The sequence below is a fragment of the Leifsonia sp. ZF2019 genome (assembly GCF_019924635.1).
GTDB lineage: Bacteria > Actinomycetota > Actinomycetes > Actinomycetales > Microbacteriaceae > Leifsonia.
This window is the reverse complement of the sequence record NZ_CP065037.1, coordinates 2,497,994-2,515,617: the sequence shown is the minus strand read 5'-3', so window position 1 is coordinate 2,515,617 and position 17,624 is coordinate 2,497,994. Positions and strand designations below refer to the sequence as shown.

Below are 17,624 nucleotides of genomic sequence, written 5' to 3'. Positions count from 1 at the left end.
GCACGAGCACGACGGAGGCACGCGAGGGGGAGCGGGGCATGGAGGAGCGAACCGCGCAGCTCGTCTCCCGGGCGGGCGCGCTCGCGATCTGCGTGTTCGTGCTGGTCGGAGTGGGTTACGCCTCGTGCGTCGCCGTGCTGCTGGTGTGCCCGTCGATCGTGCCGGAGCCGATGTACTGGGCGATGGACCTGTCCGGCGACGTCTTCCGCATCTCCACCTTCTCGCTCGGCTACTGGATGACCGCGTGCGTCGTCGCGCTCGGTCTCGCCCTCGCGATCACCCTGCTGGCCGGGCGCGCGTTGGCTGCACTCGGGGAGCTCGCTCAGTCTGCGTCGGGGGAGAACCGGTAGCCCATCCCCGGTTCGGTGAGCAGGTACCGCGGACGGGAGGGCTCCGGCTCCAGCTTCTTGCGCAGCTGAGCGAGGTACAGGCGCAGGTACCCGGTGTCGCTCGTGTACTGCGGCCCCCACACCTGGGTGAGCAGTGCCTGGCGGGTCACCAGACGGCGCGGGTTGCGCACGAGCACCTCGAGGATGGCCCACTCGGTCGGCGTGAGCCGCACATGCTCCACGCCGTCCACGGTCGTCCGCGTGACCTGGTGGGCGGCGAGGTCGACGCTGATCGCACCGAAGGTCACCACCGGCTCGTCCGGCGCGCCGGTCTGGCGGCGCGTCAGCGCCCGGATGCGGGCGAGCAGCTCGTCGGCGGCGAACGGCTTCGTCACGTAGTCGTCGGCGCCGGCGTCGAGCGCGTCCACCTTGTCGGCCGAGCCGGTGCGACCGGAGACGACCAGGATGGGCACGGTCGACCATCCGCGCAGCCCCTCGATGACCTCGATGCCGTTGAGCTCGGGCATCCCGAGATCGAGCATGACGAGGTCCGGATGGTGCTCGACGGCCTCCGACAGCGCCTCGGCGCCGGTGCTCGCGGTGAGCACGTCGTATCCGCGTGCGGTCAGCAGGATGCGCAGGGCGCGGAGGATCTGCCGGTCGTCGTCGGCGATCAGGATCTTCACGCAGGCTCCTCCTCCGTCGCCGCGGGCAGCGACACCACCATGGTCAGTCCACCGCCGGGCGTGTCCTCGGCGTCGAGCGTTCCGCCCATCCCCTCCACGAAGCCCTTGGAGAGGGCCAGGCCGAGGCCGATGCCCGTGTCGTTGTCCGTATCCCCGAGGCGCTGGAACGGCAGGAAGACCGCCTCCCTCCGCTCGCCGGGGATGCCGGGACCGTGGTCGATCACGCGCACCTGCACCATTCCGGCGAACGCGCTCGCGGCCAGCACCGGGAGACGGTCCGGCGGGCTGTAGCGCAGGGCGTTCCCCACCAGGTTCACGACGACGCGCTGCAGCAGCACGCCGTCCGCGACGAGCGCGGGAAGGTCGGGAGCGATGTCGAGCTCGACCTCCGCCGGGCCGACGCCGAGCTCGTCGAACGCCGGCGAGATCACATCGTCGAGCTCCGTCGGAGCGAGGGAGACGCCCAGCACCCCTGCCTGCACGCGGCTCACGTCGAGCAGGTTGGTGACGAGCGTCGCCAGGCCGTCGAGGCTGTCCTCCGCGGTCTCGAGGAGGTCCTCCCGATCCTCGTCGCTCAGGGCGAGATCCGTCTGGCGCAGGGTGGTGACCGCGGCCGTGGCGGCGGCGAGGGGGCGGCGGAGGTCGTGGCCGACGGCGGCGAGGAGCGCGCTGCGCACGCGGTCCGCCTCGGCGAGCGGGCCCAGCTCCGAGGCGGTCGCAGCGAGGTCCCGGTGCTCCAACGCCGCGTCGAGCTGAGCCACGATGGCTCCGAGCAGCCTCCGGTCGCTCGCGGCCAGGTCGCGCCCCGAGAGCTCGAGAGTGCCCCGGGTACCGACCGGGAGGCGCTGCGTGTGCGCGGAGTCCGCCGGCTCCCCGTCGATCGAGACGACGTCGTCGCCGTCGAGCAGGCGTACCCCGGTGAGACCGAACGCCTCCCTGGTGCGGGTGATGAGCGCCTGCAGGGCGTCCTGTCCGCGGATGACCCCGCCCGCGATCGTCGCCAGCAGTTCCGCCTCGGCGGTCGCGCGCTGAGCCGCCCGGGTGCGTCGCGCGGCCTGGTCGACCACGAGGCTGACCAGAGCGGCGATCACGACATAGAGCACGAGGGCGAGCAGGTGCAGCGGCTCGCTGATCGTGATCGTGTAGAGGGGGTCGACGAAGAAGAAGTCGAGCGTCAAGCCCGAAAGCAGGGCGGCGAACAGGGCGGGCCAGATGCCTCCGACGAGCGCGACGATGACCACGAGAAGCTGATAGCTGAGGACGTCCGCCGTCATCGACTCGCCGGAGCGCACGCTCGTGAGGAGGAGGGTGAGCAGGGGGCCGCCGACCAGCGCCAGCGCGAAACCCAGGACGCGTCGGCGCACGGTGAGGCCACCCGTCGGGCGCGGCAGCGAGAACCGTCCGCCGGCGCGGGAGTGGGACACGATGTGCACGTCGATGTCGCCCGACTCGCGGATGACGGTCGAGCCGATTCCGGGGCCGGTGAGGAGCGCCGCGAGCCGGCTGCGCCGTGAGACGCCGATGACGAGCTGGGTGGCGTTCTCGCCCCGGGCGAACTCGACCAGGGCGCGCGGGATGTCACTGCCGACGACCTGGTGGTAGCTGCCGCCGAGCTGCTCGACCAGCGCACGCTGCGCCGCCAGGGTGCCGGGGGCGCCGGTGCGGAGGCCGTCCTCGCTCGTGACATGGACGGCGAGCAGCTCGCCGCCCGCCGACCGCGCGGCGATGCGTGCGCCACGACGCAGCAGGGTCTCGCCCTCCGGGCCGCCGGTGAGGGCGACGACCACGCGCTCGCGCGCCTCCCATTTGCCGGCGATGCCGTGCTCGGCGCGGTACTTCTGCAGCGCGCTGTCCACCTCGTCCGCCAGCCAGAGCAGCGCGAGCTCGCGCAGGGCGGTGAGGTTGCCGAGCCGGAAGTAGTTGGACAGCGCCGCGTCGATGCGCGACGCCGGGTAGACGGCTCCCTCGGTGAGCCGGTCGCGCAGCGCCTGCGGGGCGAGGTCGACCACCTCGATCACGTCGGCCCGGCGCAGCACGGCGTCCGGGATGGTCTCCCGCTGCTGTACGCCGGTGATCTGCTCGACCACATCGTTCAGCGATTCGATGTGCTGGATGTTGACCGTCGACATCACATCGATGCCCGCGTCCAGCATCGCGTCGACGTCCTCCCACCGCTTCGCGTGCGGCGACCCGGGGGCGTCGGTGTGGGCGAGCTCGTCGACCAGGGCCAGCTGCGGGGCCCGCGCGAGCACCGCCTCCAGGTCGAGCTCGGTCAGCTGAACGCCGCGGTGCTCGACGACCCGGCGGGGGACGACCTCGAGCCCGTCGAGCATCGCGGCGGTGGCAGCGCGACCGTGCGTCTCCACGACCGCGACCACGACGTCTTTGCCGAGCCCCTGCAGGCGCTTGCCCTCCTCGAGCATCGCGTACGTCTTGCCGACGCCCGGCGCCGCGCCGAGCATCACCCGCAGGCGACCACGTGGCATGTCTACTTGTCCATCTCCGAAAGGGCCAGGTTGAGCTGGAGCACGTTCACGGTCGGGTCCCCGAGATAGCCGAGGTCCCGTCCCTGCATCCTAGACTCGACGAGCGCGCGCACCCGGTCGGCAGGCAGGCCGCGCGCCGCCGCGACCCTGTCGACCTGCAGGAGCGCGTATGCGGGGGAGATGTGCGGGTCGAGCCCGGAGGCGGAGGCGGTGACGGCATCGCTCGGGATGGCGTGCGCGGGCACGCCATCACTCGCCTCGATGGTCGCGATGCGCTGTTCGACCGCCTTCTGCTGAGCGGGGTTCGACGCCGCGAGGTTGCTGCCCGAGGAGGCGGCGCCGTCGTAGCCGTCGCCCGCCGCCGACGGACGGGACTGGAACCACTGCGGAAGCGGCTTCCCGTGCGCGTCGGTGAAGCTCTGGCCGAGAAGGGCGGAGCCGACCGGCTTCCCGCTCACCGAGATGATCGAGCCGTTCGACTGTGCGGGCAGCGCGAGCTGCCCGATCCCGGTGATGACGAAGGTGTAGGCGATGCCGAGCGCGATCGTCAGGACGATCATGGCGCGCAGGGCGACCCAGTACTGGCGCCAGGCGCCGCGGAGGCCGTTCATTGTCGTGTCCTTATCCGTGCGTGTCAGAATCCGGGGATCAACGCGACCACGAGGTCGATCAGCTTGATCCCGATGAAGGGGGCGATGATCCCGCCGAGCCCGTAGATCAGCAGGTTGCGGCCGAGCAGGGCCGACGCGGCCGAGGGTCGGTAGCGCACACCGCGCAGTGCGAGCGGGATGAGCGCGACGATGACGATGGCGTTGAAGATCACCGCCGACAGGATGGCCGATGCGGGCGAGTGCAGGCCCATGATGTTGAGCGCGGAGAGGCCGGGGAAGGCCGCCACGAACATCGCCGGGATGATCGCGAAGTACTTCGCGACGTCGTTGGCGATGGAGAACGTGGTGAGCGCTCCGCGCGTGATGAGCAACTGCTTGCCGATGCGCACGATGTCGATCAGCTTGGTCGGGTCGGAGTCGAGGTCGACCATGTTGCCCGCCTCCTTCGCGGCCGACGTGCCCGTGTTCATGGCCACCCCGACGTCGGCCTGGGCGAGGGCCGGGGCGTCGTTCGTGCCGTCGCCCGTCATGGCGACCAGGGCGCCGCCCTCCTGCTCGCGCCGGATGAGCGCGAGCTTGTCCTCGGGCTTCGCCTCGGCGAGGAAGTCGTCCACGCCGGCCTCCGCCGCGATCGCCTTCGCCGTCAGGGGGTTGTCGCCGGTGACCATGACGGTGCGGATGCCCATCCTGCGCAGGTCGGCGAACCGTTCGGCGAGCCCCTCCTTCACGACGTCCTTGAGGTAGATCGTGCCCAGCAGGGCGGCGCTGCCGTCGGCCCCGCGTGTCGCGACGGCGAGCGGCGTGCCGCCGACCTGCGAGATGCGCTCCACCTCGGCGTCCAGCTCGGCCAGTGCGGCGGAGGAGGGCGGTGTCGCGCCTGCCGCGGCCGCGCACTCGCGCACCCAGGCGACGACGGCGCTCGCCGCACCCTTGCGCACCTGCGAGCCGTCGGGGAGGTCGAGGCCGCTCATCCTGGTCTGGGCCGTGAAGGGGACGATCTCGCCCTCGACGGTCGTGGGCGTCTCGTGCCCGAGCGATGCAGCGAGGTCGAGCACCGACACGCCTTCCGGCGTCGGGTCGCTGAGCGAGGAGAGAGCGGCCGCACGGATGAGATCCTCCGGATCGGCCCCTCCGATCGCGGTGAACTCGCTCGCGCGCCGGTTGCCGTAGGTGATCGTGCCGGTCTTGTCGAGCAGCAGCGTCGTGACGTCGCCCGCGGCTTCGACCGCTCGGCCGGACATCGCGAGCACGTTGTGCTGCACGAGCCGGTCCATTCCGGCGATCCCGATCGCGGAGATGAGCGCGCCGATGGTCGTCGGGATGAGGCACACCAGCAGGGCGATGAGCACCGGGACGGTCGGGGCCGCGTCGGAGTAGCCGGCGACGGGCTGCAGCACGAGCACGACGATGACGAAGATGATCGAGAGGCTGGCCAGCAGGATGTTGAGGGCGATCTCGTTCGGCGTCTTCTGTCGCGACGCGCCCTCCACGAGCGCGATCATCCGGTCGACGAAGGTCTCGCCGGGCTTCGACGTGATACGCACGACGATGCGGTCGGAGAGCACGCGCGTGCCGCCGGTGACGGCACTGCGGTCGCCGCCGGACTCGCGGACGACGGGGGCGGACTCGCCGGTGATGGCGGACTCGTCCACGGTCGCGATGCCGCGGATCACGTCGCCGTCGCCGGGAATCGCCTCGCCCGCCGCAATGACGACCACGTCGCCCAGGGCGAGCTCGCTCGACGCGACCTGTTCGAGCGCGGCGGACGCGGCCTCAGGGTCGGCCTGTTCGTCGAAGCCCACGACGCGGTTCGCGAGGGTGGTGGAGCGGGTGGCGCGCAGCGTGGCCGCCTGGGCCTTACCGCGGCCCTCGGCCACCGACTCCGCCAGATTGGCGAACACGACGGTGAGCCAGAGCCAGACGGCGATGCTCCACGTGAAGGCCAGGGCCGCCGGGCCGGCGCCTCCTGCGCCGAGGAACGGCTGGGCGATGGCGACCACGGTGGTCAGAGCCGCGCCGACCTCCACGATGAACATGACCGGGTTGCGCCACATCAGGCGAGGGTCGAGTTTGCGCAGTGCGCCGGGGAGGGAGGCGATCAACTGGGCGCCACTGAAGGCGCCGGAGGGGCGGGTGCGCTCCTGGGGGGCGCGCATGCCGCGATGAGGGGTGAGTGTGGTCATGGTGTCACTGGAGCCCTTCCGCCAGGGGACCCAGCGCGAGAACGGGGAAATAGGTGAGTGCGGAGACCAGCACGACCGTGCCGATCATCAGGCCGACGAACTGCGGCCGGTGCGTCGGGAGCGTTCCTGCCGTGGCGGGGACGCGCCCCTGGGCCGCGAACGAGCCGGCGAGCGCCAGAACGAACACGATCGGCAGGAAACGGCCGAGGAACATCGCGACGCCGAGGGCCGTGTTCAGCCAGGGGGTCGCCGCCGTGAGCCCGGCGAAGGCCGAGCCGTTGTTGTTCGCGGCGGAGGTGAAGGCGTAGAGCACCTCACTGAACCCGTGCAGTCCGGGATTGAGGATGGACGTCTTCTCGATGTCCGCCCGGACGGCCGGGATCGCGAAGCTGAGCCCGGTGCCCAGGAGCACCAGCGTCGGTGTGGTCAGGATGTAGAGGCTCGCCAGCTTGATCTCCCGCGGTCCGAGCTTCTTGCCGAGATACTCCGGCGTGCGGCCGACCATCAGCCCCGCGACGAAGACGGCGATGATCGCGATGACCAGGATGCCGTAGAGCCCCGAGCCGACGCCTCCGGGCACGATCTCGCCCAGCATCATGTTGATCATCGCCATCATCCCGCCGAGCGGGCTGTAGCTGTCGAGCATGGAGTTCACGGCGCCGGTCGATGTGGCGGTGCTCGTGGTGTTGAACAGTGTCGACCCGAGCACGCCGAAGGCCGTCTCCTTGCCCTCCATCGATCCGCTGGCGGCCTCGAACAGCGTCATGCCGACGAGCGACACCAGGAACAGGGTCCCCATCGTCGCCAGGATCGCGTATCCCTGCCGCTTGTCGCCGACCATCGTGCCGAAGGTGCGCGGCAGCGAGAAGGGGATCAGGAGCATGAGCAGCACCTCGACGAGGTTCGTCCATGCGGTCGGGTTCTCGAACGGGTGCGCGGAGTTGGCGTTGTAGAAGCCGCCGCCGTTGGTGCCGAGCAGCTTGATCGCCTCCTGCGAGGCGACCGGTCCGCCCGGGATCGACTGGGCGGCTCCGGTGAGGGTCGTCACGTGCTCGAACCCGTTGACGTTCTGCACGACCCCGCCCGCGATCAGGACGACGGCCGCGACGACCGAGAGCGGCAGCAGGATGCGCACGGTGCCGCGCATCATGTCCACCCAGAAGTTGCCGATCGTCCCGGTCGATCGCGACGCGAACCCGCGCACCAGTGCGACGGCGACGGCCATGCCGACGGCGGCGGAGACGAAGTTCTGCACCGCCAATCCGGCGAACTGCACGGTGTACCCCAGCGTGGCGTCCGGCGAGTACGACTGCCAGTTCGTGTTCGTCACGAACGAGATCGCGGTGTTGAACGCGGTCCCTTCCGGCACCGCGGGCATCCCCAGCGAGTAGGGCAGGAACTCCTGCAGCCGCTGGAGACCGTAGACGATCAGGATGCCGACGACCGAGAAGGCCAGCACGCCGCGCAGGTACGCGGGCCAGGTCTGGCCGCTGCGCGCATCCACGCCGATCAGCCGGTAGACGCCCCGCTCGACGGCCAGGTCGCGGTCGGTGGTGTACACGCGCGCCATGTAGTCCCCCAGGGGGCGGTAGGCGACGGCGAGCAGGAGGATGAGCGTCGCCAACTGGGCGACGAACAGCCAGGTGCCCGTCACGGAGTCCGCGCCCATCTCAGAACCGCTCCGGCTTCACGAGCGCCACCACCAGGTAGGCGACGGCGGCCACGGCGAGCAGCGCCGCGACCGCATCGATCACGATCACAGCTTCTCGACCCCCCGGCCGGCCAGACCCACGACGAGCGCGAGCACGACCACTCCGAGGAGGTAGACGATGTCCAGCACGACTCTCTCCATCCACGAGGACGCCCCGGCCGATCGACCGGGGCAGGAGAGAGTCCACACCCGTGCGGGGCGCACGGAGGCGCTCCTAACGCATCCCTAACGCCCCGCTGCGGAATCCTTGCGGATCGCTCGCGCTAGCTCGCGACCGCCAGCGCCGCTGCCCCCAGGATGCCCGCGTTGTTGCGGTGGACAGCCGGGACGATCTCGGTCTTCAGCTTCAGCAGCGGGAGGAACTCCTGGTAGTTCTTCGAGACGCCGCCGCCGACGATGAACAGGTCGGGGGTGAACAGGAACTCGAGGGTGGAGTAGTACTTCTGGAGGCGCTTGGCCCACTTCTCCCAGCTCAGGTCGTCGCGCTCCTTGGCGGAGTAGGCGGCGCGCGACTCGGCGTCGTGGCCGTCGACCTCGAGGTGCCCGAGCTCGGCGTTGGGGATGAGCACACCGTCGTAGATGAGGGCGGAGCCGATGCCGGTGCCCAGTGTCGTCATGATGACCAACCCGTCCTTGCCCTTCGCGGCACCGAAGCGGGTCTCCGCGTATCCGGCGGCGTCGGCGTCGTTGACGAAGTGGATGTCGCGGCCCAGCGCCTTCTCGAACAGATCCTCGGCGTGCAGGTCGATCCATTTCTTGGAGACGTTCGCGGCCGAGAGGGTGACGCCGTGGCTGACGATGGCGGGGAAGCAGACGCCGACGGGCGCGTCGGGCTCCTCCGCCGCCAGCTGGTCGACGATCTGCGTGGTGACCTCGACGATGCCGTCGGGCTCGCCGCCCTCGGGCGTCGGCAGCTTGACGCGGTCGCTGATCAGCTCCCCGGTCTCGAGGTCGACCAGCCCTCCCTTGATTCCCGTTCCGCCGATGTCGATGCCGATTGCGTGCTTCTGACCGCTCATGCCCACGAATCTACCGCGGGTCGCGGGCGGAGGGCGCGAGGGTGGCCGTCGCGAGCGGCAGGAACAGGTCGTCGACGATGGCGACCAGCGTCTCGTCCGCCGGCGGCTGGAGCGTCATCAGCATCTCGTGCCGGAGGGCCATCGTCGGCAGGCCGGCCACGATGTCGGGCAGGCGGCTGCGATCGATCTCCCCGCGGGCGTCGGCACGGTCGAGGATCTCGTCCAGCATGGACGGGCCCGGGGCGATGAGGCGCTCGCGAAGTCCTGCCACGCCGCCTTCCGCCTCGCTGACGATGCCGGAGAACCGCAGCATGATGAGCGCGACGAGCCCGCTGCGCCGCGCACTGAACTGGCGGAGGAGGTCGAGTACGTCGGCGCGGAGGCTGCCGCGGTCGGGGACGTCGATCGGGTCGCCGTCGTAGTGCGCGCGGATGGCGGCCATCGCCAGGTCGCTCCTGGTCGGCCAGCGGCGGGCGATGACCGGCCGGCTCGTCCCCGCGCGCGCCGCGACGGCCTCCATCGTAAGCGCCGCGTACCCGTTGGCGTCGAGCTCCTCCCAGGCGGCGTCGAGGAGCGCGCTCTCGAGCTCCGCTCCGCGCCGGCGGCGAGAAGGTGAGGAATTAGAGTCCATTTGCGCATCTTATCCGATCGGCGTATGGTCGGCGTTTAGATACATACACGCATCTTAAGGAGTGGGCTCATGGCAGCGGAGAAACTCGACAGGACCGTGGTCCGCACGGCGACAGCCTTGGTCGTCGGAGCGCTCGCGGTGGTCTTCGACACGACCATCCTCAGCATCGCCCTGCACTCGCTGGCGACCGACCTGCGCACGGACGTCGCGCACATCCAATGGGTGACGACGGGATACCTGCTGGCGCTCGCCGCGACCGTGCCGCTGTCGGCATGGTGCCTCGCCCGGTTCGGCGGCAAGCGTGTCTGGATGGCGGCCCTCGGGATCTTCCTCCTCGGCTCGATCCTGTCCGGCCTCGCGTGGAATGCCGACAGCCTCATCGCCTTCCGTGTGCTCCAGGGCGTCGGGGGAGGTCTCATGCTGCCGGTGATGACCACGATGGTGATGGAGGTCGCGGGCGGGAGACAACTGGGGCGCGTCACCGCCGTGGTGGGTCTGCCCGCGATGGCCGGTCCGGTGCTCGGCCCGGTGCTCGGCGGCCTCATCCTCGCCGTCGGCGACTGGCGCTGGGTGTTCTGGGTCAACATCCCCTTCTGTGTCGTCGGACTGATCCTGGCCTGGCGCATGCTGCCCTCCGACCGTGGGCGCGATCCGCGTCGCCGCCTCGACATCGTCGGCGTCCTGCTCCTCGTGCCCGGTCTGGCCGGTCTCCTCCTGGGACTCTCCGACTCCGTGCTCGACGGCGGCTTCGCCCGGGCCGACGCGTGGATCCCGCTGGTGGCGGGCGCCGTGCTCGTCGCGGGCTTCGGATTCTGGGCGGTCCACCGTCGCGGGGACGCGCTGGTCGATGTGCGGCTGCTGCGGGTGCGGTCGGTGTGGTCGGCCTCCACCCTCCTCTTCCTCTCCGGTGTCGCCCTCTACGGTGCGATGCTGCTCCTTCCGCTGTTCTTCCAGCAGATGCGCGGTGTGGACGCGCTCGGCGCCGGGCTTCTCCTGGTGTCCCAGGGGCTCGGGATGCTCGCCTGCCGCCCGCTCGCCGGGCGACTGATCGACCGGATCGGTGCGCGCTGGATCGCTGTGGTCGGCTTCGCGATCGTCGCGGTCGCGACCGTGCCGTTCGCGCTCGGACTGCCGGCGTCGGCCGACCCGCTGCTGCTCGTCGCGCTGTTCGTCCGCGGCTTCGGTCTCGGCGCGGTCACGATGCCGCTCATGGTCGCCTCCTATCAGGGACTGAGCGGCGAGCAGATCGCCCACTCCAGCATCCTCACGCGCACCGCGCAGCAACTCGGCGGCTCGTTCGGCACGGCGGTGTTCGCCGTGCTGCTGCAGGCGGCGGTGCTCGGCGGGTCCACGCTCGACGCTGCCTTCTCGTCCGCCTTCTGGGTGGCGGTCGGCGCCACGGTGCTGGGCGTGGCGATCGCGTTCGTGCTGCCGTCCGCCGGGCCGAGGCGCCCGCAGGATGCGGGCGCGGTCGCGCCGGCCCCGGTCGCGGAGCCGGTCGCCGGCCCCGCGGTCAGGGGAGCGTGAGCACCTCGGCGCCGCGCTCGGTGACGACGAGCGTGTGCTCGAACTGGGCTGTCATGCTGCGGTCGCGCGTCACGACGGTCCAGTCGTCCGCCCACATGTCCCACTCGTGCGTCCCGAGGGTGAGCATGGGCTCGATCGTGAACACCATCCCCACCTCCATCACGTCGTCGTAGGCCGGAGCCGAGTCGTAGTGGGGGATGATCAGGCCCGAGTGGAACGTGGCGCCTACGCCGTGCCCGGTGAAGTCGCGCACGACCCCGTAGCCGAAGCGCTTGGCGTACGACTCGATGGCCCGCCCGATGACGTTGACCTGGCGGCCGGGGGCGACGGTCTTGATGCCGCGGTTCAGCGCCTCGCGGGTGCGCTCGACGAGGAGGGTGACCTCCTCGCTCGCGGTGCCCGCGATGAAGGTCTGGTTGCTGTCGCCGTGGAAACCGTCCTTGTACGCGGTGATGTCGATGTTGACGATGTCGCCCTCCTCGATCACGGTGTCGTCCGGGATGCCGTGGCACACCACCTCGTTGACCGAGCTGCAGATCGACTTCGGGTACCCGCGGTAGCCGAGCGTCGACGGGTAGGCGTCGTGCGCGATCAGGAACTCGTGCCCGATCGCGTCCAGCTCCTCGGTGGTCACGCCCGGCCGCACCGCCTCGCCGACCAGGGCGATCGCCTGCGCGGCGATCCGCCCCGACGCCCGGATGAGCGCGATCTCGTCGGGCGAGTACACGTCGCCGCGCGTGTTGGGCGCGGGCGAGGGCTTCCCGACGTACTCGGGCCGCGGGATGCGCGCGGGCACGGGACGCGTCGCGGTGACACGACCGGGGATCAGGTGGCCGGCGGAATCCTTGGGCATAGGATCAAGCTTATGACCGGTGAGAACGAGTACGGCATCACGCAGGACGCGGAGCACAAGTACTGGTACAACATGAAGACCGGCGCCGTGGAGCAGGGCTTCCTGTCCCCGGCGCCTGATCGCGTCGGGCCGTTTGACACTCGCGAGGAGGCCGAGCACGCGCTCGAGAAGCTGCGCGAGAACAGTGCCAAGTGGGCCGAGGAGGACGCGGCCGACGGCCGCTGACCTCTTCTAGAAGCTGTGGTCCGGCCCGGGGAACGCGCCGGACTGCACGTCCGCCTTGTACGCCGCGGCGGCGCCCGAGAGCACCGTCTTGAGGTCGGCGTACTGCTTGACGAAGCTCGGCACGCGGCCGGTCGTGAAGCCGGCCCAGTCCGTCCACACCAGCAGCTGACCGTCGACGTGCGGGCCCGCGCCGACGCCGATCGTGGGAATGCGCAGCTCCTGCGTGACACGCTGCGCCACCGCGGCCGGGACCATCTCGAGCACGACGGCGAACGCGCCCGCATCCTCCACGGCGTGCGCATCGGCCAGCAGCTGCTCGGCTCCCTCGCCGCGACCCTGGATCAGGTGGCCGCCGAGCCCGTGCTCGCTCTGCGGTGTGAACCCGATGTGCGCCATCACCGGGATGCCCGCATCCACGATGCGCCGGATCTGGTCGGCGCTGCGCACGCCGCCCTCCAGCTTGACCGCGTGGGCGCCGGTCTCCTTCATGAACCGGACCGCGGTGTGCAGCGCGTCCTCCACCCCCGTCTCGTACGAGCCGAACGGCATGTCGGCGACCACGAAGGCGCGCTTGACGGCCTTCGCCACCGCGCGGGTGAGCGGGATGAGCTCGTCGACCGTGACCGGGAGGGTCGTGTCGTAGCCCAGCACGTTGTTGCCCGCCGAGTCCCCGACGAGCAGGAAGTCGATCCCGGCCTCGTCGAAGATCTGCGCCGTGAGCATGTCGTAGCTGGTGAGGCCGGTGAACGACGAGCCCTCGTCCTTCGCCGCCTGGAAGTGCCGCGTGCGCACGCGCTTGAGCGACTGCATCGACGGGGTGGCGGGGTGGACGCTCGGAACGGGTGACTGCTCGGTCATGCGCCTCAGTCTAGTGACGCGTCCCGAGCCCGTTCGGAGCCCCGGAACCACTAGTCTGGAGGGGCTGACGAAAGGGGCAGGATGGACAAGCAGCGCGACTTCGTTCTTCGGACGATCGAGGAACGTGGCATCAAGTTCGTGAGGCTGTGGTTCACCGACGTCGTCGGCACTCTGAAGTCGGTCGCCATCGCGCCGGCGGAGGTCGAGGGCGCGTTCAGCGAGGGCCTCGGCTTCGACGGCTCCGCGATCGAGGGTCTCACGCGCGCGTACGAGTCCGACCTGCTGGCGCACCCCGACCCCACGACGTTCCAGATCCTCCCGTGGCGCGGGGAGATCGATCCGACGGCGCGGATGTTCTGCGACATCACGACGCCCGACGGCCAGCCGTCCGTCTCCGACCCGCGCAACGTGCTCAAGCGCACGCTCGAGAAGGCGGCCGACCGCGGCTTCACCTTCTACACGCACCCGGAGATCGAGTTCTACCTGCTGAAGTCGTCCGCCTTCGACGAGAACGGCCCCGAGCCGGTCGACTCCGCCGGCTACTTCGACAACGTCCCGGGCGGCACCGCGCACGACTTCCGCCGGCGGTCCGTGCGGATGCTGGAGGATCTCGGCATCTCGGTCGAATTCAGCCACCACGAGGCGGGCCCCGGCCAGAACGAGATCGACCTGCGCTACGCGGACGCCCTCACCACGGCCGACAACATCATGACGTTCCGCACCGTCGTCAAAGAGGTCGCGATCGAGCAGGGCGTCTACGCGACGTTCATGCCGAAGCCGCTGTCGGGCCAGCCCGGCAGCGGGATGCACACCCACATGTCGCTCTTCGAGGGTGACACGAACGCGTTCTTCGAGGCCGGCGCGCAGTACCAGCTCTCGAAGGTGGGCCGCCAGTTCATCGCGGGGCTGCTGAAGCACGCGCCCGAGATCACGGCGGTGACGAACCAGTTCGTCAACTCCTACAAGCGCCTGTGGGGCGGCGACGAGGCGCCCAGCTTCGTCTGCTGGGGCCACAACAACCGTTCGGCGCTCGTGCGCGTGCCGCTCTACAAGCCCAACAAGGGCCAGAGCTCGCGCGTCGAGTACCGCGCCATCGACTCCGCCGCCAACCCGTACCTCGCCTTCTCGCTCATGCTGGCCGCGGGCCTCAAGGGCATCGAGGGCCAGTACGAGCTGCCGCCGGAGGCGGAGGACAACGTGTGGGCCCTGAGCGACACGGAGCGCCGTGCCCTCGGCTACAACCAGCTGCCGGCGAGCCTGGACCACGCCATCTCGCTGATGGAGGAGTCCGAGCTGGTCGCGGAGACGCTGGGGGAGCAGGTCTTCAACTACGTGCTCCTCAACAAGCGCAAAGACTGGGCGGAGTACCGCGCACAGGTCACGCCGTACGAGCTGCGGACCAACCTCGAGATCCTCTGACCCGGTCGTGTCGCGCGAGCAGCTCTCCCTCACGGTGCTGGCGCGCGCCGGCTTCGTCGGGCTGAGCTCCGTCCGGGCCGAGCTCGACGAGCTGGCCGCCCTCACGGGGTTCCCGGTCGACGACCTCCTGCCCCCGCTGAGCGCCGCCGCGGATCCGGACAACGCGCTGGCTCTCGCGCTGCGTCTCCTGCAGCACGCGCCGGTGCAGAGCGCGCGCTACGTCCCGTCGCGCAACGACGCACGCAGAGTGCTGCGGGTGATCGGGGCGTCGGAGGGCGCGGCCGAGTTCTTCCTGCGGCAGCCCGCCGAGCTCGCCGCACTCGATCACCCGGTCACGGCGCTTCCGACCGCGGACGAGCTCCGGCTCGACCTCCTCGATTCGGTGGGGGCGGTAGACGGCTTCGCCGCACTCGTCGAGGAGCAGGCCTGGACCGCGCTGCGGGTCCGCTACCGTCGGCGCCTCGTGCAGATCGCGAGCTTCGACCTCGAGCAGGAGGACCCGGTCGCCGGCTTCGACGCCGTGGCCGCAGCGCTCTCCGACCTGGCCGCGGCCGCGTTGGAGGCGTCCCTCGCCGTCGCGCGCCGCCAGACCAGCGGCACCGGACCCGGACGCTTCCCGGAGGACGAGGTGCGCGCCACCCGGTTCTCGATCATCGGGATGGGCAAGGCCGGTGCCCGGGAGCTCAACTACGTCAGCGACGTCGACGTCATCTTCGTCACCGAAGGCGACGACGAGGCCGGGCTGAGCGGAGGCCGCGCGGTCGACATCGCGACGCGGCTCGCGATGCTCACGATGCGCGGCATCCACGAGCCGGCCATCGAGCCGGGTCTGTGGGAGGTCGACCCCAATCTGCGTCCGGAGGGCAAGGACGGCGCCCTCGTGCGCACACTCGAGTCGCACGTCGCCTACTACGACCGCTGGGCCAAGGGCTGGGAGTTCCAGGCTCTGCTCAAGGCACGCCCGCTCGCCGGAGACCCGGGGCTGGGGGAGCGCTATCTTGCGGCGCTCGCACCCAAGGTGTGGAGCAGCGCGTCGCGCGAGAACTTCGTCGAGTCGGTGCAGCGGATGCGCGAGCGCGTCACCGAGCACATCCCGGACGACGAGGTCCACTACCAGCTGAAGCTCGGACCGGGCGGGTTGCGCGACGTGGAGTTCACCGTGCAGCTGCTCCAGCTCGTACACGGCCAGACCGACGACCAGGTGCGGCAGCGCGACACGCTCTCGGCCCTCGCCGCCCTGGCCGCGCAGGGGTACATCGGCCGAGAGGAGGCGGCGGCGTTCGCGCAGGACTACCGCACGCTGCGGCTGATCGAGCACCGCATCCAGCTGCGGCACCTGAGCCGCACCCATCTGATGCCCCGTGACGAGGGCGACCAGCGCATCCTGGCGCGAGCGACGGGCCTCGCGCCGAGCGCCGCCCAGCTGTTCGCCCGCTGGAACGAGATCAAGCACCGCGTGCGCGGGCTGCACGAGCGGCTCTTCTACCGTCCGCTGCTCAGCGCCGTCGCGGCCACGCCGAGCGAGGACTTCGCGCTCACGAGCGCCCAGGCCGAGGCGCGGCTCGCAGCGATCGGTTTCCGCGACCCGCGCGGGGCGCTCGCCCACATCGGGGCGCTCACCTCGGGGGTCTCGCGGCGCGCGACCATCCAGCGCCACCTGCTGCCGGTGATGCTGCAGTGGTTCGCCGACGGCGCGGATCCCGATTACGGTCTCCTGACCTTCCGCCGTCTCAGCGAGGATCTCGGCTCCACGCACTGGTACCTGCGGATGCTGCGCGATTCCACCGGAGCGGCCGAGCGTCTGACCCGGGTGCTCTCGGGATCGCGATTCGCCGGTGAGCTTCTGGGACGCATCCCCGAGTCGGTCGCCTGGCTCGAGACGGAGGACGAGCTGCGCCCGCGCTCGGCCGAGCTGCTCCGGGAGGAGACGGCGGCCATCCTGGCGCGCCACGATTCCGCGGAGACGGCGGCCGCCGCTCTGCGCGCGGTGCGTCGTCGGGAGGTGCTGAGGCTGGCGTTCTCGGGCATCCTGGGCTTCGCGACGATCGAGGAGCTGGCGCACGGGTTGAGCGCCGTCACCGAGAACGTGATCGCCGGCGTGCTGGCCGCGATCCGCGCGGCGCGCGGCGACGCGGACGCGTTCGAGTTCGCCGTGATCGGCATGGGGCGGTTCGGCGGACGCGAGCTGGGGTTCGGCTCGGACGCGGACGTCATGTACGTCTTCCGTCCGCTCACCGCCGAGCAGGACGAAGCGCATCGCGCCGCCCTCGCGATCGTCTCGGACCTCTCGCGACTCACCGAGGACAACATCCTCCCGCTCGACCTCGACATCGGGCTCCGCCCCGAGGGCAAGAACGGCACCCCGGTGCGCTCGCTGGACTCGTACCGCGCGTACTACGAGCGCTGGTCGCTGACCTGGGAGGCGCAGGCCCTCCTGCGCGCGCGGGGCGTCGCCGGAGACGAGGCCCTCCTCGACGCCTTCGACGCTCTCGCCGACGAGGTCCGCTACCCGGCCGAGATCGGCGAGCGCCAGATCCGCGAGGTCAAGCGCATCAAGGCCCGCGTCGAGAACGAGCGCCTGCCGCAGGGCGCCGATCCCTCCCGCCACCTGAAGCTCGGCCGCGGCTCCCTCAGCGACGTCGAGTGGTTCGTGCAGCTCATCCAGCTGGAGCACGGCGCGGCGATCCCGGCCCTGCGCACACCGAGCACCCTCGACGCCCTCGCCGTCGCCGCCGAGCACGGCTTCGTCACCGAGGAGGACGCCGCCAAGCTCCGCGAGGCGTGGGTCTTCGCCTCACGCGCCCGCTCGGCGATGACCCTCTGGACGAACAAGACCGCCGATGTCCTCCCCTCCGACCGTGTCGCCCTCGACGGCGTCGCCCGCCTGATGGAGTACCCGCCGGGCTCCGCGACCCGGCTGGAGGAGGACTACCTCGCCGTCACCCGCCGTGCCCGCGCCGTCTTCGAGCGCAGCTTCTACGGCATCCAGGAGCGGCCGGCACCCACGGGCTGAGCTGGTTCGACTGTCCTCGGCCGGGGCCCGCGGTCTCGCATTGGGAGACTCCGCACAGGTCGCTACAGTCGAA

15 protein-coding genes are annotated in these 17,624 nt (G+C 70.7%); 5 read left to right on the top strand and 10 right to left on the bottom strand.

Annotated features, from left to right (window positions below; genetic code table 11):
- Positions 1-38: 38 nt before the first annotated feature.
- A complete protein-coding gene (locus tag IT072_RS12280) occupies positions 39-350 on the top strand; it encodes a hypothetical protein (RefSeq protein ID WP_223356987.1) in 312 nt (103 codons plus the stop codon).
- Here the strand turns inward: IT072_RS12280 and IT072_RS12275 are convergent.
- The 8 genes from IT072_RS12275 to IT072_RS12240 form a co-directional block, all read right to left on the bottom strand.
- On the bottom strand, positions 323-1,015 hold the full coding sequence (locus tag IT072_RS12275; RefSeq protein WP_223356986.1) for a response regulator: 693 nt from the start codon (positions 1,013-1,015) through the stop codon (positions 323-325). The two genes, IT072_RS12280 and IT072_RS12275, sit on opposite strands and share 28 nt — an antisense overlap.
- The gene (locus IT072_RS12270) at positions 1,012-3,501 is read right to left on the bottom strand and encodes a DUF4118 domain-containing protein (RefSeq protein ID WP_223356983.1); all 2,490 of its coding nucleotides are present in this window, start codon (positions 3,499-3,501) and stop codon (positions 1,012-1,014) included. Before IT072_RS12270 ends, IT072_RS12275 begins: the two co-directional genes overlap by 4 nt.
- Positions 3,502-3,503: 2 nt before the next feature.
- On the bottom strand, positions 3,504-4,112 hold the full coding sequence (gene kdpC / locus IT072_RS12265) for a potassium-transporting ATPase subunit KdpC (RefSeq protein ID WP_223356981.1): 609 nt from the start codon (positions 4,110-4,112) through the stop codon (positions 3,504-3,506).
- Positions 4,113-4,135: 23 nt separating this feature from the next.
- Positions 4,136-6,295 carry a potassium-transporting ATPase subunit KdpB gene (gene kdpB, locus IT072_RS12260; RefSeq protein ID WP_442786760.1) on the bottom strand — a complete coding sequence of 720 codons (2,160 nt, stop codon included), beginning with the start codon at positions 6,293-6,295 and terminating at the stop codon, positions 4,136-4,138.
- A gap of 4 nt (positions 6,296-6,299) precedes the next feature.
- A complete protein-coding gene (gene kdpA, locus IT072_RS12255) occupies positions 6,300-7,964 on the bottom strand; it encodes a potassium-transporting ATPase subunit KdpA (RefSeq protein ID WP_223356980.1) in 1,665 nt (554 codons plus the stop codon).
- Position 7,965: 1 nt separating this feature from the next.
- A complete protein-coding gene (locus IT072_RS12250) occupies positions 7,966-8,055 on the bottom strand; it encodes a potassium-transporting ATPase subunit F (RefSeq protein WP_223356978.1) in 90 nt (29 codons plus the stop codon).
- Positions 8,056-8,269: 214 nt separating this feature from the next.
- Positions 8,270-9,025 (bottom strand): polyphosphate--glucose phosphotransferase, encoded by a 756-nt coding sequence (gene ppgK / locus IT072_RS12245; RefSeq protein ID WP_223356976.1) that lies wholly within the window; start codon positions 9,023-9,025, stop codon positions 8,270-8,272.
- A gap of 10 nt (positions 9,026-9,035) precedes the next feature.
- Positions 9,036-9,656 carry a TetR/AcrR family transcriptional regulator gene (locus IT072_RS12240; RefSeq protein WP_223356974.1) on the bottom strand — a complete coding sequence of 207 codons (621 nt, stop codon included), beginning with the start codon at positions 9,654-9,656 and terminating at the stop codon, positions 9,036-9,038.
- 69 nt (positions 9,657-9,725) lie between these two features.
- Here IT072_RS12240 and IT072_RS12235 point away from each other — a divergent pair, with 69 nt between their 5' ends.
- Positions 9,726-11,183 (top strand): MDR family MFS transporter, encoded by a 1,458-nt coding sequence (locus IT072_RS12235; RefSeq protein WP_223356973.1) that lies wholly within the window; start codon positions 9,726-9,728, stop codon positions 11,181-11,183.
- Here the strand turns inward: IT072_RS12235 and map are convergent.
- Entirely contained in the window at positions 11,170-12,036 is an 867-nt protein-coding gene (map, locus tag IT072_RS12230; RefSeq protein WP_223356972.1) for a type I methionyl aminopeptidase, read from the bottom strand. The two genes, IT072_RS12235 and map, sit on opposite strands and share 14 nt — an antisense overlap.
- A 12-nt stretch (positions 12,037-12,048) precedes the next feature.
- On the opposite strand from map, the gene IT072_RS12225 reads away from it, so the two are divergent.
- Positions 12,049-12,261: an SPOR domain-containing protein gene (locus IT072_RS12225; protein WP_223356971.1), complete on the top strand. Its 213-nt coding sequence runs from the start codon at positions 12,049-12,051 to the stop codon at positions 12,259-12,261.
- 6 nt (positions 12,262-12,267) lie between these two features.
- On the opposite strand, the gene panB is transcribed toward IT072_RS12225, so the two are convergent.
- Positions 12,268-13,119: a 3-methyl-2-oxobutanoate hydroxymethyltransferase gene (gene panB, locus IT072_RS12220; protein WP_223356970.1), complete on the bottom strand. Its 852-nt coding sequence runs from the start codon at positions 13,117-13,119 to the stop codon at positions 12,268-12,270.
- Between the two features lie 81 nt (positions 13,120-13,200).
- Between panB and glnA the strand changes: the two genes are divergently transcribed.
- Together glnA and IT072_RS12210 are read left to right on the top strand one after the other, a co-directional pair.
- On the top strand, positions 13,201-14,538 hold the full coding sequence (gene glnA, locus IT072_RS12215) for a type I glutamate--ammonia ligase (RefSeq protein ID WP_223356969.1): 1,338 nt from the start codon (positions 13,201-13,203) through the stop codon (positions 14,536-14,538).
- A 7-nt stretch (positions 14,539-14,545) separates the two neighbouring features.
- Positions 14,546-17,551, top strand: coding sequence for a bifunctional [glutamine synthetase] adenylyltransferase/[glutamine synthetase]-adenylyl-L-tyrosine phosphorylase (locus IT072_RS12210; RefSeq protein ID WP_223356968.1), 3,006 nt, complete (start codon positions 14,546-14,548; stop codon positions 17,549-17,551).
- Positions 17,552-17,624: the final 73 nt, after the last annotated feature.